Annotated in this window: 11 protein-coding genes and 1 tRNA gene; 6 read left to right on the forward strand and 6 right to left on the reverse strand. The window is 60.7% G+C overall.

From position 1 onward, the window contains the following. Window positions 1-52: 52 nt before the first annotated feature. Complete coding sequence (gene rimO, locus ACH2DG_RS20210; RefSeq protein WP_395028345.1) at window positions 53-1,465, reverse strand: 30S ribosomal protein S12 methylthiotransferase RimO; 1,413 nt, start codon at window positions 1,463-1,465, stop codon at window positions 53-55. 196 nt (window positions 1,466-1,661) lie between these two features. Beyond that, window positions 1,662-2,192, reverse strand: coding sequence for a polyhydroxyalkanoate synthesis repressor PhaR (gene phaR / locus ACH2DG_RS20215; RefSeq protein ID WP_395028346.1), 531 nt, complete (start codon window positions 2,190-2,192; stop codon window positions 1,662-1,664). Between the two features lie 459 nt (window positions 2,193-2,651). Between phaR and ACH2DG_RS20220 the strand changes: the two genes are divergently transcribed. Next, complete coding sequence (locus ACH2DG_RS20220) at window positions 2,652-4,829, forward strand: EAL domain-containing protein (protein WP_395028348.1); 2,178 nt, start codon at window positions 2,652-2,654, stop codon at window positions 4,827-4,829. On the opposite strand, the gene ACH2DG_RS20225 is transcribed toward ACH2DG_RS20220, so the two are convergent. The 4 genes from ACH2DG_RS20225 to ACH2DG_RS20240 all read right to left on the reverse strand — a co-directional run bounded on the left by ACH2DG_RS20225 (window position 4,826) and on the right by ACH2DG_RS20240 (window position 8,777). Then, window positions 4,826-5,230 carry a DUF4124 domain-containing protein gene (locus ACH2DG_RS20225; RefSeq protein ID WP_395028349.1) on the reverse strand — a complete coding sequence of 135 codons (405 nt, stop codon included), beginning with the start codon at window positions 5,228-5,230 and terminating at the stop codon, window positions 4,826-4,828. The two genes, ACH2DG_RS20220 and ACH2DG_RS20225, sit on opposite strands and share 4 nt — an antisense overlap. A 155-nt stretch (window positions 5,231-5,385) precedes the next feature. Further along, window positions 5,386-5,462 (reverse strand) — tRNA-Val (locus ACH2DG_RS20230). A gap of 102 nt (window positions 5,463-5,564) precedes the next feature. After that, window positions 5,565-7,802, reverse strand: a complete 2,238-nt coding sequence (locus ACH2DG_RS20235; RefSeq protein ID WP_395028351.1) for a RelA/SpoT family protein — start codon at window positions 7,800-7,802, stop codon at window positions 5,565-5,567. Between the two features lie 39 nt (window positions 7,803-7,841). After that, window positions 7,842-8,777: an alpha/beta fold hydrolase gene (locus tag ACH2DG_RS20240; RefSeq protein ID WP_395028353.1), complete on the reverse strand. Its 936-nt coding sequence runs from the start codon at window positions 8,775-8,777 to the stop codon at window positions 7,842-7,844. 81 nt (window positions 8,778-8,858) lie between these two features. Between ACH2DG_RS20240 and ACH2DG_RS20245 the strand changes: the two genes are divergently transcribed. From ACH2DG_RS20245 to ACH2DG_RS20265, 5 genes are all read left to right on the forward strand, one after another. After that, window positions 8,859-9,641 carry a 3-hydroxybutyrate dehydrogenase gene (locus ACH2DG_RS20245; RefSeq protein WP_395028354.1) on the forward strand — a complete coding sequence of 261 codons (783 nt, stop codon included), beginning with the start codon at window positions 8,859-8,861 and terminating at the stop codon, window positions 9,639-9,641. A gap of 304 nt (window positions 9,642-9,945) precedes the next feature. Continuing rightward, entirely contained in the window at window positions 9,946-10,677 is a 732-nt protein-coding gene (gene ompR / locus ACH2DG_RS20250) for a two-component system response regulator OmpR (protein WP_021027409.1), read from the forward strand. A gap of 156 nt (window positions 10,678-10,833) precedes the next feature. Then, a complete protein-coding gene (locus tag ACH2DG_RS20255) occupies window positions 10,834-12,351 on the forward strand; it encodes an ATP-binding protein (RefSeq protein ID WP_395028355.1) in 1,518 nt (505 codons plus the stop codon). A gap of 253 nt (window positions 12,352-12,604) precedes the next feature. After that, window positions 12,605-13,006 (forward strand): GFA family protein, encoded by a 402-nt coding sequence (locus ACH2DG_RS20260; protein ID WP_224149860.1) that lies wholly within the window; start codon window positions 12,605-12,607, stop codon window positions 13,004-13,006. A 152-nt stretch (window positions 13,007-13,158) separates the two neighbouring features. Continuing rightward, window positions 13,159-13,773 carry an alpha/beta fold hydrolase gene (locus tag ACH2DG_RS20265; RefSeq protein WP_395028356.1) on the forward strand — a complete coding sequence of 205 codons (615 nt, stop codon included), beginning with the start codon at window positions 13,159-13,161 and terminating at the stop codon, window positions 13,771-13,773. The last annotated feature ends 79 nt before the right edge of the window (window positions 13,774-13,852 follow it).

A 13,852-nucleotide genomic window follows, 5' to 3' on the forward strand; every position in this document is an offset into this window, starting at 1 on the left:
ACTCATCCCGATTGCACTCCAACGCGGCTGCGTAGAGATCGTAAACACGTTCTTAAACGGGAATGCCCACCAGGTCGTGCCCCTGGCTGCGCAGGATGCGCACTTTGATCAGCTCGCCGACCTTGTAGGTCTTGCTGGCCTTTTCAGGCGGCATCAGGTGAACCACGCCATCGATTTCAGGTGCATCGGCATAGGTGCGGGCCACGCCACCCTTCTTGCCCAGACCGATGGATTTGTCCACCAGCACCTGCATGGTCTGGCCCACACGGCGCTCCAGACGTTTGGCAGACACTTCTTCGGCCACCTCCATGAAACGGGCGCGGCGCGCCTCGCGCACCTCCTGCGGCAGCATGCCGGGCAGGTCGTTGGCGGTTGCACCGTCCACCGGGCTGTAGGCAAAACAGCCAGCGCGGTCGATCTCGGCTTCGCGGATGAAATCCAGCAAGTGCTCGAACTCTTCTTCGGTCTCACCCGGAAAGCCTGCAATGAAAGTGGAGCGAATCACCAGTTCGGGGCAGATCTTGCGCCACTCCATGATGCGTTCGAGGTTCTTTTCGCCGCTGGCGGGACGCTTCATGCGCCGCAATACATCAGGATGGCTGTGCTGCAGGGGCACGTCCAGATAAGGCAGTACCAGACCCTGCGCCATCAGCGGCAGGATGGCATCGACAGTCGGATAAGGGTAGACGTAGTGCAGGCGCACCCAGGCGCCATAGGGCTTGGCAAGCTCGCCGAGCGTCTGCACCAGCTCCAGCATGCGGGTCTTGACGGGTTTCCCATCCCAGAAGCCCGTGCGGTATTTCACATCCACGCCATAGGCAGAGGTGTCCTGGCTGATCACCAGCAACTCCTTCACGCCGCCGTCAAACAGCGCCTTGGCTTCCTTGAGCACGTCGCCGATCGGGCGGCTGACCAGGTCGCCCCGCATCGACGGAATGATGCAGAAAGTGCAGCGGTGGTTGCAGCCCTCGCTGATCTTCAGGTACGCATAGTGCTTGGGGGTGAGCTTGATGCCGGCTTCACCAAAGCTGCCAGGCACCAGATCGATGAACGGGTCATGGGGCTTGGGCAGATTGGTGTGCACCGCATCCATCACCTCCTGCGTGGCGTGTGGCCCGGTCACCGCCAGCACGCTGGGGTGCATCTGCTTGACCATGTTGCCGCCGTCCTCGCCCGTCTTCGCGCCGAGGCAGCCGGTCACAATCACCTTGCCGTTCTCGGCCAGCGCTTCGCCAATCGTGTCCAGGCTTTCCTTGACGGCGTCGTCAATGAAGCCACAGGTGTTCACGATCACCAGATCCGCGCCCTCGAAGGTCTTGGAGGTCTGGTAGCCCTCTGCGCTCAATTGCGTCAGGATCAGTTCGCTGTCGGTCAGAGCCTTGGGGCAGCCCAACGACACGAAGCCCACTTTGGGGACCTTGGCTGTGCCGGGGACGGAGTTCGCGGGGGTGATGGTTTCGGTCATAGGGCGGGTATTTTCGCAGTTTTGCGTGAAACTCCGCAGCGCTAGGGTTTGTGCGCGGCAGCGTGCCTGTCACATTGCCTTGCTCCAAGCCCATAAAAATACCCGCCAGCGCATACCACGCAGGCGGGATCAGCTATCAATTTTGATGAAAACCCGGTGGCACCCGTGCCAAAAACCACTTCCGATAGGGAGCTGCTCAGGACCGCTTGACGCCAAAGGCTGCCAGCATCTGCTCCGTCTGCTTTTGCATCTGCTCCTGCATCTGCTGAAAAAACTGCTGCGACTGCGCCTGATAGGTGCCCGCGGCAGCCGACATGTCCTGCATGCCCATGAGGTTGCGCCACGCATCAGGCGCCGCGCCCTTCATCTGGTCGGCAAAGCGCGATTGCATCTCGGTGAACATCTGCACGTTGCGCTCCAGGTACGAGCCCATGAAACCCTGCATGGCATGGCCATAGAAACGGATAATGTTGGCCAGCATGGCCTCGGTGAACATGGGCGCGCCGCCCGCCTCCTCTTCCAGAATGATCTGCAGCAGGATGCTGCGTGTCAGGTCTTCACCGGTCTTGGCGTCCTTGACGATGATCGGCTCATTCTGCATCACCAGCCCCTTGACTTCGGCAAGCGTGATATAGGCGGAAGTCTGGGTATCGTACAGACGACGGTTGGGATACTTCTTGATGACGCGCTCGGAAGCGGCTGCATTTCCTGGATTGTTTTCCGACACGCGGATCTCCTGTCTGATTCTGGCTGGAACAAGGTACTGACGCCCATCGCATCAATATGATCGGCACCAAGGTGCCATGCCTAGGATTGTAGTGAGGCGCGTCCTTTATTGCGCCGCAGCACTTACCCTGATAGAACGGTCGACAGACATCGTCTTCGGCAGCCGATGTACATTGCTGCAACCGATCAACCCCATGGCATTTGGTTTTTTATTAATTTTATCTATGAATTTATAGATAAAAACAATTACTAAGATTGTAAATATAGTTCATCGGATGCATGGCACCGATAACAACTTCGCTATGGGTGCGCGGAAGGAATGTAAGCAAAAGCCTTCCCTATTCACAAACAGCAGCAATCTGTCGCTTTTTTCTACGGTAATAGGAAAAAGGAATGGTTATACTCTTTTTAACAAAATCAAAGGCGTAACCTTGGGTTCGCCGCTCACCGACCTTTCTCCGTGACAACCCCTCTGCACTACCGGCACCGCCCACAGCGCTCCACCGCTGCTGCCACGGCCTGCCCCACAGGTAATGCACCAGCCGCCCCGACATTCATCCAGTTGCAGGCCATGGCAGATTGCATGCCTCAGTTGACCTGGATGCAAGGCAGCGCCCATCAGGCTGCTCACTGGAATCCTGCCTGGCAGCAATGGGGAGGCCTGGAAGATACGGATTCGGCAATCGACTGGACGGCCCAGATTCATCCTCTGGAGCGCGGCACGGTACAGCAGCAATGGCTGAGCCAGACCCAGTCAGGCCAGACCCAGTCAGGCCAGACCCAGCCGGGCACCGACACCTCCGGTCATATGGAATGCGATGCGCGTCTGCACCATCACTCGGGCACGTATCGCTGGTGCCGCGTCCAGGCCTATCCTGTTGCGCTGGAAGGCGGCGAGTCCACATGGCTGGTCAATGCTGTCGATATCCAGGACCAGGTCGAGCGCTCCCATCTCTTGCAGCAAGAGGTGCTGGCCCAGTCCCAGATGCTGGATGTCAGCATGGATTGCATCAAGGTCATCCGCCCCGATGGCTCGTTGGCGCACATGAACAGATTCGGCTGCGATGCACTCGGGATTGCACCAGAATCGGGCTTCGGCATGCAATGGCTTGACTTGCTGCCGCCAGAAGTGCGCCCGCGCGGCAAACGCGCCTTGCAGCAGGCTGCAGCCGGCAAGAACGCCCGATTTGAAGGCACCAGCCTGATCGCCGGGCAAAAGCCACAGCATTGGGACAACGTCTTGACGCCCATCAAGGCGGCCGATGGCAACACCACCGCCATTCTCTGCGTATCACGCGATGTGACCGTGGAGCGGGAAACCGCTCTGCACATGCGCGAAGCCAATGAACAGGACGACCTGACCGGTTTGCCCAATCGCCGCGTGTTCAAGGCCAAGGTTCAGCAGATCATCAAGCATGCCCGCGATCATGACCTGCAGTTTGGCGTCATGCTGCTGGATCTGGACCATTTCAAGTACATCAACGACACCCTCGGCCATGTCGCGGGGGACCACCTGCTGCGCGTACTCTCCCGCAGGTTGGCTGCCCTGCTCTCCCCCGACTCGGTGCTTGCTCGCCTGGGTGGCGACGAATTTGCGATTGCAGTCCGCCATATTGCGGACGAAAACGACCTGCTGAACCTGGCGGAAATCGTTCGCCAGCAAATCAACACCCCCATCACCTACGCCGGCAAGCCCATCAATGGCGGCATGAGCATTGGCTGCGCCCTGTATCCCCGCGATGCGAGCGATACATCCGGGCTGCTCAAATGCGCCGACACTGCCTTGAACGACATGAAAGCGATTGGTCGTGGTGGTGTGCGCCTGTTCAGCAAGGAGATGCACGAGGCCGCAATGCGCGCGGCTTCACAGGTTCATCAGGCCCGAGAGATCGTGCGCAATCAGCTCATCAAGCCCTATTACCAGCCCAAAGTCAATATCGACACAGGCGAAGTCGTCGGGTTCGAAGCCCTGCTGCGCTGGCAACCACCTCAAGGCGATGTGCAACTACCTCACACAGTCGCGGAGGCATTCAAGGACTACGAACTGGCCACCAGGATCAGCGACGCCATGCAGACACGGGTATTTGACGACATGACCCGGTGGCTGGCGCATGGCATGGCAGTACCACCCATTTCCATCAATGCGGCGCCGGTCGAGTTCCTGCGCGACAACTTCGCCGAGCGCATGCTCGAACGCATGCACCAACACCGCGTCCCGCCCCATCTGGTGGAGTTGGAGATCACGGAATACATCCTTGGCGACCGCGGCTCGGAACTCGTCGCCCGCGCGTTGACTCTGCTCAAGAAGGCAGGTGTGCGCATTGCACTGGATGACTTTGGCACCGGCCACTCATCCTTTACCGACCTGCGCGACTACCCCGTCGATTGCCTGAAAATCGACAAGAGCTTTGTGCAGCGCATGACCCATGAACGCGCCATTCTCGCCATCGTCAAGGCCATGTGCCAACTGGGCACCGATCTGTCGCTCGATATCGTGGCCGAGGGCATCGAGACCCAGGAACAGCGCACGGCGCTCATAAGCGCTGGGTGCCGCATTGGCCAGGGCTACCTGTTTGGACGCGCCCTGCCCGCAGCCACCGTGGTGGCAATGCTTGCACCACCCACCAGGACTGCTTAACCGCAGCGCTGCTTGAGCGCTTCAAAATCCTGACGCTTCTGGTTGCGAATGGGCAGCGGCAACGCAACCGAATCCGCCTCCACCTGCAGCTTCTGCATCTCTTGCATGCTGGGGCAATCGCTCGGGCGCTCTGCAGCCGCCGGCTGCGCTGCCGGAGCTGCTGTCCCGGCCGGCTGTGAAGAGGGGCGTTGCGCAAGCGGCTTGCTGCCCTCAGAAGGATTGATACCTTTGCTTGAAGGCGTCACCACCAGCTCCTCCGCCTTTTGCCCCGCCGCACACGGCTCGTCCTGAAAACTGGTGCGTCCATTGGCATCCACACATTTGTTGATGGCCCAGGCATTGCCGGATATACCGCCCATCGAGACAACCAACCCCCACACAGCCATGGCTAGTTTTGACACAGGAATTCCTTTGCACTGGTAGTTTTGCAATGCATTATGCGCGAGCGGCCTGTGCACTCCATGCGCCATTCATAGGCGATCCATCGCAGGACAGACGCAAAAAAGCCCGCTGTGAGCGGGCTTTTGCTGCAAGCACTGGTTTTGCTTGCAAAATTTGGTAGGCGCGATTGGACTCGAACCAACGACCCCCACCATGTCAAGGTGGTGCTCTAACCAGCTGAGCTACGCGCCTGTCGTTGAAGACTTGAATTATAGACCGAAAAATTCAGCGTTCTGGCAAACATGGCTACTTTTTCCAAAATCTGCGTTTTTACCGGTCCGAGCACATCAGAGACTACCGCCGCCGCGCCGAACGCACGCCAGAAACCGTGGCCACGGCGGCCAGCACCTTGGCCAGCCGGCCCGAATCCGAAATCTCCACGGTGAAAGTCATCCAGGCCGTTCCTTTGACAGACTGGGTCTGCACGCCGATCACATTCGTCTTGTCCCTGGCAAAGACTTCGGAAATATCGCGCAGCAGGCCCTGGCGATCGTGCGCCTCCACCGCCACATCCACGGGATACACGGCTTCGCTGGCTGCCTGGCGTCCACCGTAGCCCCACTCGACTTCGATCACGCGCTCCGGATTGCGCGCGCGCATCTCCCGGAAATTGCTGCAGTCGCAACGGTGCACGCTCACGCCCTTGCCGCGGGTGACAAAACCGCCAATCACATCCGGAGGCGCTGGCTTGCAGCATTTGGCCAGTTGGGTCATCAGTGAATCGACACCCACCACCAAAACCCCGCCCTTGCCAGCGCCATCGCTTGCCTTGCGCGGGCGGTTGAGCAGAAATTCGTCCTGCGGCGCCTGGGGTTCGGGCGGGCGCAGTATGTTTTCGATGGCACGCAGCGATAGCTCGTCTTTGCCGACGACCTCGAACAAGGCTTCCGCAGTCTTGAAACCCAGTTGCTCCGCCAGGTCATCGTGCTTGAGAGACGTCTTGCCTTCCCGCTGCAGCAGTTTCTCCACCAGTTCGCGGCCCCGACTCACGTTCTCGTGGGTGATCTGTGCATTGAACCAGGCGCGCACCTTTGCCTTGGCACGCGAGCTGACCAGGTAGCCCAGCTCGGCATTGAGCCAGTCGCGCGATGGCCGCCCTTCCTTGACAGCAACCACCTCCACCGTCTGGCCGTTCTGCAGCGCGGTGTTGAGCGGCACCATCTGCCCATCAACCTTGGCACCGCGGCAGCGGTGGCCCAGCTCGGTGTGGACGGAGTAGGCAAAATCGACCGGGGTGGCGCCCTGGGGCAGCTCAATCACGGCCGCGTCCGGAGTCAACACGTAGATATGGTCATCAAACAGGCCGCTGTCCTGCGTCTGCCCGACCAGATCCTTGCGCCATGCCAGCAACTGGCGCAGCACGGCAATCTTGGCGTCGTAATCACTGCTGGCAGTAACGCCAGCATAGCCCTTGGCTCCAGCTTCCTTGTAGGCCCAGTGCGCTGCCACGCCATTTTCGGCATGGTCATGCATGGCCTGGGTGCGGATCTGGATTTCAATGGCCTTGCCATTGTCATCGCGCACCACGGTGTGCAGCGATTGATAGCCGTTGGGCTTGGGCTTGGCAATGTAGTCGTCGAATTCAGACTCGATGGGCGCGAATGTCTCGTGCACAAACGACAAGGCTGCGTAGCAGTCCTTCACCGTGGGCACTACCACACGCAAAGCGCGGATATCGAACAGTTGCTCGAAATCCAGCGACTTGCCTCGCATCTTCTTGATGATGCTGTAGATGTGCTTGGGCCTGCCCGCCACGGTGGCACTGATGCTGTGGGAACGCAGCGCCGATTCGAGCCGCTCGCGCAGGGTCACCATGTACAGCTCGCGCTCCACACGGGTCTGGTCCAACAGCTTTGCTATCTTCTTGTAGGTGTCGGGCTCCAGAAAGCGGAAGGACAGGTCTTCCAGCTCCCATTTGATCTGCCAGATACCCAGCCGGTTGGCCAGTGGCGCAAACACCTGCAGGCTCTCGCGCGCAATGGCCGGCGACACCGGCCTTTTGCTGGCGGCGTACCAGCGCAGGGTCTGCAGGCGTGAGGTGAGCCGCAGCATCACCACCCGCAGGTCACGCGAAAACGCCAGCAGCATCTTGCGGATGTTCTCGGTCTGGGTGGCCGGATCGTCCACCAGATGGCCTGCATCGGCCTGGCGCGCCTGGGCCTGCACCTTCATCAGCGCAACGGTCTCGACTGCCAGCGATGCATAGCTTTCGCCAAACACCTTGCCGATGACTTCGCGCGGCTTGTTCAGCTGTTCGCTGGCATGCACCAGATAGGCTGCCGCCTGCATCGCTTCGGAGCCACCAATGTGCTTGAGGATGGCCGCTACCGCATCGGCGTGCTGCAGCGCATTTTCACCTGTATCCAGGGTTTCCTCGGCAATCAGGGGCAACGCGAAGGAGCGCGCCCGGGCCAGCACATCGTCCTGCGCAGGCAATGCATGGGCGGTTGCCGCCACCAGAGGAGAAACCGGCTCTGCCGGAAGATGTTCTGCGCCGGGCGCAGGCTGAGCGACTGCCGTCAAACTTTTCATGTTGTCACCACACTCTTGCACTCCCCCGCCAGGAATGCACTACGAACCGCACAAAAAGGCCAGCACCGCAGCTACTTGATCAAAAGACACCAGGGTGGGCGCATGGCCGACCCCTGCAAATTCAATGACGCGGGCCCTGGGCCCGCGCTCCGCCATAGATTGGGCTGTTTTGGCAGAAAGCAAGTCCGATTCTGCGCCACGCAGCACCAAGGTATCGGCACCGATGTTGTCATAAAGCTGCCAGAGGAGTTGCTCGCCCGCAGCTGCCATCTCCGGCGTCATGGCCCGCATGGGCTCACCAATGGCCGGGTCGTAATGCAGGCGTACTGCCAGACCGCTTTCGGGCCGAAGCATCGGACGCGACAGCGCGAGCCATTCCTGCGGCGTATGGGGGCCAAAACCCCGGGACAGTTGCCACAGCGCCTCCACCGCCTGCGCTTCGCTGGCGTACACCATGTGCTTTCCGACATAGCCACCGATACGGACGAGCGACGCCGGCTCGATGACCGGCCCCACATCGTTCAACACCAGGCGCCGGATCGGCACCGGCAACACCGGCTGAATGCTTTTTTCCCCCGCCAGCCCCATGCCGATCAGGCCACCCATGCTCGTGCCGATCCAATCGAGACTGCCGATGGGGGCCGCCTTGTGCACCTGCTGCAGCAGCGCCAGCATGTCGGCCACGTACAAGGGCACCTGGTAGCCCTGGGGATTGTCAAGCCAGTCGCTGTAGCCCCGCCCCACCACATCGGGGCAGATCACCCGCGCATGCAGCGCCAGTTGGCTGGCCAGTGCATCAAAATCGCGCCCCTGCCGCGTGAGTCCATGCACGCAGACGATGACATGCGGATGCCGCAGATCCCCGGTATGGTTCCATTCCCAATAGGCCATGCGGTGGGTGGCATTGCTCCGCCCTGCCTCCGTATTGCCAGCGACCGCACAGGTGACATATTGCAAGCGTGGTTGTTCAAGCATGGTTTTCCAAGTGGCAGGCCACCCTTGCATTTGGTTTAGGATGGCCGGTGGGAATGAACCAATAGTAACTGGAGATACTGAATGCTGAAAGGTAAAACCGCGCTGGTCACCGGATCGACAAGCGGCATCGGCCTGGGAATTGCGAAGGCACTGGCGCGCCAGGGCGCCAACATCATCCTCAATGGCTTTGGCGACGCCGAAGGCCCGAAGGCCGAAGTACGCGATGCCATGGCCGGGTCTGGCGCGCGCATTGGCTACCATGGCGCCGACATGAGCAAGGCCGCTGACATCGAAGCCATGTTTGCCTATGCCGCGCAGGAGTTCGGCCAGGTGGACATTCTGGTCAACAACGCCGGCATCCAGCATGTGGCCAATGTGCAGGATTTCCCCGTGGAGCGCTGGGACGCCGTCATCGCCATCAACCTGACGAGCGCCTTCCACACCAGCCGCCTGGCATTGCCTGCCATGCAAAAAACCGGTTGGGGCCGCATCATCAATGTGGCGTCGGTACATGGCCTGGTGGGTTCTGCCGGCAAATCGGCCTACGTGGCGGCCAAGCACGGCATTGTGGGCCTGACCAAGGTGACCGCACTGGAAAATGCAGCCTCGGGCATCACCTGCAACGCCATCTGCCCCGGCTGGGTGCTGACCCCCCTGGTGCAAAAGCAGGTAGACGCCAAAGCCGAACAACTCAAGATCGGCAACGAAGAAGCCAAAAAGCTATTGCTGGGGGAAAAAGAGCCCTCAATGCAGTTCACCACCCCGGAAGAGCTGGGCGAGCTTGCAGTGTTCTTCTGCTCGCCCGCTGCCAACAATGTGCGCGGCGTCGCCTGGAACATGGACGGCGGCTGGGTGGCCCAATAAAAGCGGCTTCAATCCTGCACAACAACGGCGCGCATTGCGCCGTTTTTTTCGCCCCTTCCATTTAATGCATTGATTGCATAACCATTGAAACATCTTTCAAAGGCTCATATGAAGCTGAAAAGATGGATGGAATTTCACGAAAAATAGAGATAAAAAACGAAAATTGAGAACTTGATAGCCTTTTCAGTCATGCATATGTAACGCAAATTTTGTAACTTAGCGTCAAATTCTGGCCCGAAAACGCTTTTTTTCTGAAAAACCGGTCAAAATGTAAAAGTTACAAATCAGTCGGAGGAAATCACCCATGGTGACTGCAACCAACCGTGTAGACAAAATTCTGGTCGTGGATGACGACGCCCGTATCCGCGACCTGCTGCGCCGCTACCTGTCGCATGAAGGTTTCGAGGTCATGATTGCCGAAGACGGCAAGGGCCTGCAGCGCATCCTGCTGCGCGAAACCGTCGATCTGATCGTGCTGGATCTGATGATGCCTGGTGAAGACGGCCTGTCGATCTGCCGCCGCCTGCGCGCCAGCAATGACCGCACCCCCATCATCATGCTGACCGCCAAAGGCGAAGACGTGGACCGCATCGTGGGTCTGGAAGTGGGCGCAGATGACTACATCGGCAAGCCTTTCAACCCGCGTGAACTGCTGGCCCGTATCCACGCCGTGTTGCGCCGCCGCCCACCCCAGGAAGCGCCTGGTGCGCCTTCCGGCGAGAACGAAGTGGTCAACTTCGGCCCCTTCACATTTGACATGAGCACCCGGGTGCTGACCAAGGATGGCGAAGAGCTGCCGCTGACCACGGGCGAATTCGCCATGCTCAAGACCCTGGTGCGCCACCCGCGCCAGCCGCTGTCGCGTGAAAAGCTGGCCCTGCTGGCCCGTGGCCGCGAGTTCGAACCCTTTGACCGCAGCCTGGACGTGCAAGTCTCGCGGCTGCGCAAGCTGGTCGAAGTCGACCCCGCAGCGCCCCGCTACATCCAGACCGTGTGGGGCGTAGGCTATGTGTTCGTGCCAGACGGCGCCAACTGATCACGCTCTCCATAGAGAACGAGTTGCCAACCGCCCCCAGAGCCCCTGCGGGCGGTTTTTCTTTGCCGGTGCCCAGATTTTCAGCGTCATCTGCTCCGTTTGCGCATGGCGCACAATGCTGGAAGATTGCACAGCCTTTTTGAATTGATTTCCCTCATGGCATCCAACCCCGCTCACGACGCAGACCACTCCGGCCTGACACCGCTGGAAGGCACGGCCGGTGCCCGAGCACGCGCCAGCAAGCGCACCCGCGTGGGCCTCAACCTGTTCTGGCGCACTTTCTTCCTGCTGGCCATTCTGCTGACAGGCAGCATTCTGGCCTGGGTGCAGACCCTGCGCTCCCTGGAAACCGAGCCGCGTGCCATCCAGACGGCGCAGCAGATTGCCTCGCTGGTCAACCTCAGCCGCGCTGCGCTGCTGCACTCGGACGCGATTGCCCGCGTATCCCTCGTCAAGACCATGGCCGACCAGGAAGGCGTGCGCATCGTCCCGCGCGAGCCCAAGGACACCTACGAGCCCATGGATACCTCTACGCCGCTGGGCGCACGCCTGACGCAGGAGCTGACACGGCGCCTGGGCCCCGGAACCGTGGTGGCCAGCAGCGTCAACCGCGAAGAAGGCCTGTGGGTGGGCTTTACCATCGATGGCGACCAGAACTGGTTCCTCATCGAGCCATCGCGTTTCAACCCTGCGGGCGGCAAGACCTGGCTGATCTGGGTGCTGACGGCTGCAGCCCTCTCGCTGGCAGGCGCTGCCGTGATCGCAGGCCTCATCAACCGGCCGCTCAAGCAACTGTCAAGCGCCACCAATCGCCTGCGCGAGGGCGATTTTGCGGCACAGCTGGACGAAGACGCGGTCACCAGCGAAATCCGTGAAGTGAACATCGGCTTCAACCGCATGAGCGAACGCCTGGCCAAGCTGGAGCAGGACCGGGCGGTCATGCTGGCGGGCATCTCGCACGACCTGCGCACGCCGCTGGCGCGGCTGCGGCTGGAGACCGAAATGAGCGTGTTCGACGATGTGGCCCGCGAGCACATGGTGGCCGACATCGTGCAGCTCGATGCCACCATCGACAAATTCCTGGATTACGCGCGGCCCGATCACGCCGCCAAGCTCACTCCCGTCAACGTCTATGGCGTCGTGTCGTCCTGCGTCTACGCCGTGCAAGACCACCAGGAGCTGCAGATCAACATGACCGTGCCAGAAGAGCTGATGGCCAGCGCCGATGAGATCGAACTCTCGCGCGTGCTCTCCAACGTGCTGGAAAATGCGCGCCGCTATGGCAAATCGCCGGGCACCAACTACACACGGGTGGACATCACCGTCAAGTTCAGCGACACCACCGTCACCATCCGCATGCGAGACCATGGCCCCGGCGTATCCGCAGACCAGCTGACCAACCTCACCAAGCCCTTCTTCCGGGGCGATACTGCCCGCACCGCCGCAGCGGGTGCAGGCCTGGGTCTTTCCATCGTCGAAAAGACCGTCCAACGCATGGGCGGACGCCTCACCATGGCCAATGCATCCGATGGCAGCACCGGCCTGGTCACCAGCATCTATCTGCGCCGCGCACCCGACCAGCCCCAGGGCAAGGAGCCCAAGCGCCGCCTGCAGCGCCCGCAGATCAAGCGCCATCTGCCCGGCCAGCCCACCAACCTGGGAGACCTGCAGTAACACGGGCACTGCAGGGTGGAGTGAAACCGGGCGATTTCTGCGCGCTGGCCCTTGCCTGCACCCCGGTGCAAGCTGTGGCCCAGCGCTTCGAACCCATCCCGCTTGCACGATTGCACTCCAACCCGGCTGCACAGAGATCGCAAACACATTCTTAAGCACCGGCACTCTGGCGCCATTCTCATCTGAACAGTTGTGCCGGGCGGCCGACCATGTCTAGAATGCGGGCACACTCCCATTCTCCAAGGAAGCTGCCATGCAAGCCCAGTGCCTCTGTGGTGCCGTTCATGTGACTGCGCCCACCTTTCTCCAGGTTCATGTCTGCCATTGCACCATGTGCCAGCGCTGGAATGGAGGCCCGGGCTTCAGCCTCGAAGGCGGTACCGAAGTGGAAGTGAGCGGCCCTGTCACCCGCTATGCCTCGTCGGAATGGGCAGAGCGCGCCTTCTGCAGCCGCTGCGGCACCCACCTGTTCTACCGCCTGGTGGAGAACAATGCACACTACCTGTCTGCCGGCCTGTTCCAGGACGAGGACGGCTTGCAACTCACCCAGCAGATCTACATTGACGAAAAGCCCGCCTACTACGCGCTGGCCAATGAGGTGTGCACCCTGACGGGCGCGCAGTTCATGGCCCGGCATGAGGGCGGCGAGGCTTGAGCAACGTGCCGGAGCAACCGCTCTGTCTCGTCACCCTGCCTGGAATCGATGGAAGTCCGGCATTGCAAGGCGCTCTGCCGCAAAGCCTTCGCTCATTACAGGGAATGGAGGGACTGGTTCATCAACTCGTGTCTTATCCGCCGTATCGTGCCATGGGCTATGCCGACCTGGCGCACTGGGTGCAACCGCAACTTCCGCACGACCGCCCCTTTGTACTGCTGGGTGAATCCTTTGGCGGCCCGCTGGCACTGTTGCTGGCTGGGTGTGGCCAGGGCGATATGCACATGAAGCCGCCGACACAGCTCAAAGGCGTGGTGCTGGCAGCCAGTTTTTCAGGCCCTGCGGTGCCATGGGCCACTCCCTGGTTGCCATTGATCAAGAACCTACCCGCCAAGAGTCTGCACGCCATACCGGCCGCGGTATGGCGTTGGTGGTTGCTGGGCCGCTGGGAGACACCTGAATTGCAAGCCGCGCTGAAGCGTGCGCTAGCTCATGCCTCACCCCATGTTCTGCGGCATCGCGCTGTTCAGGCCATGCAGCCGCCTGCATTGAACATGCAGTGCATGCAAGTGCCGCTGCTGGCCATTCGCGCTGCCGAAGACCGGCTTGTTCCGGCCGCCAGCGTACAGCCCTTTGCACACCTCCTGAACAGCCAAACCATCACTATCCCGGGGCCCCACATGCTGTTGCAAACGGTAGCCGTCACCTGCGCGCCGCCTATCGCGGCATTCATGCAGAAGTGCTGCGGCAACCCGGAGGGCACGTAAGAATGCCGCTGGCGCCCTAGAGACAAGCGCCTCCTGCCACCAAAGCCCTACGCCCCCGCGCGCACCAGCAGCACCACGG

Source organism: Comamonas odontotermitis (assembly GCF_040396735.1).
GTDB lineage: Bacteria > Pseudomonadota > Gammaproteobacteria > Burkholderiales > Burkholderiaceae_C > Comamonas > Comamonas odontotermitis_C.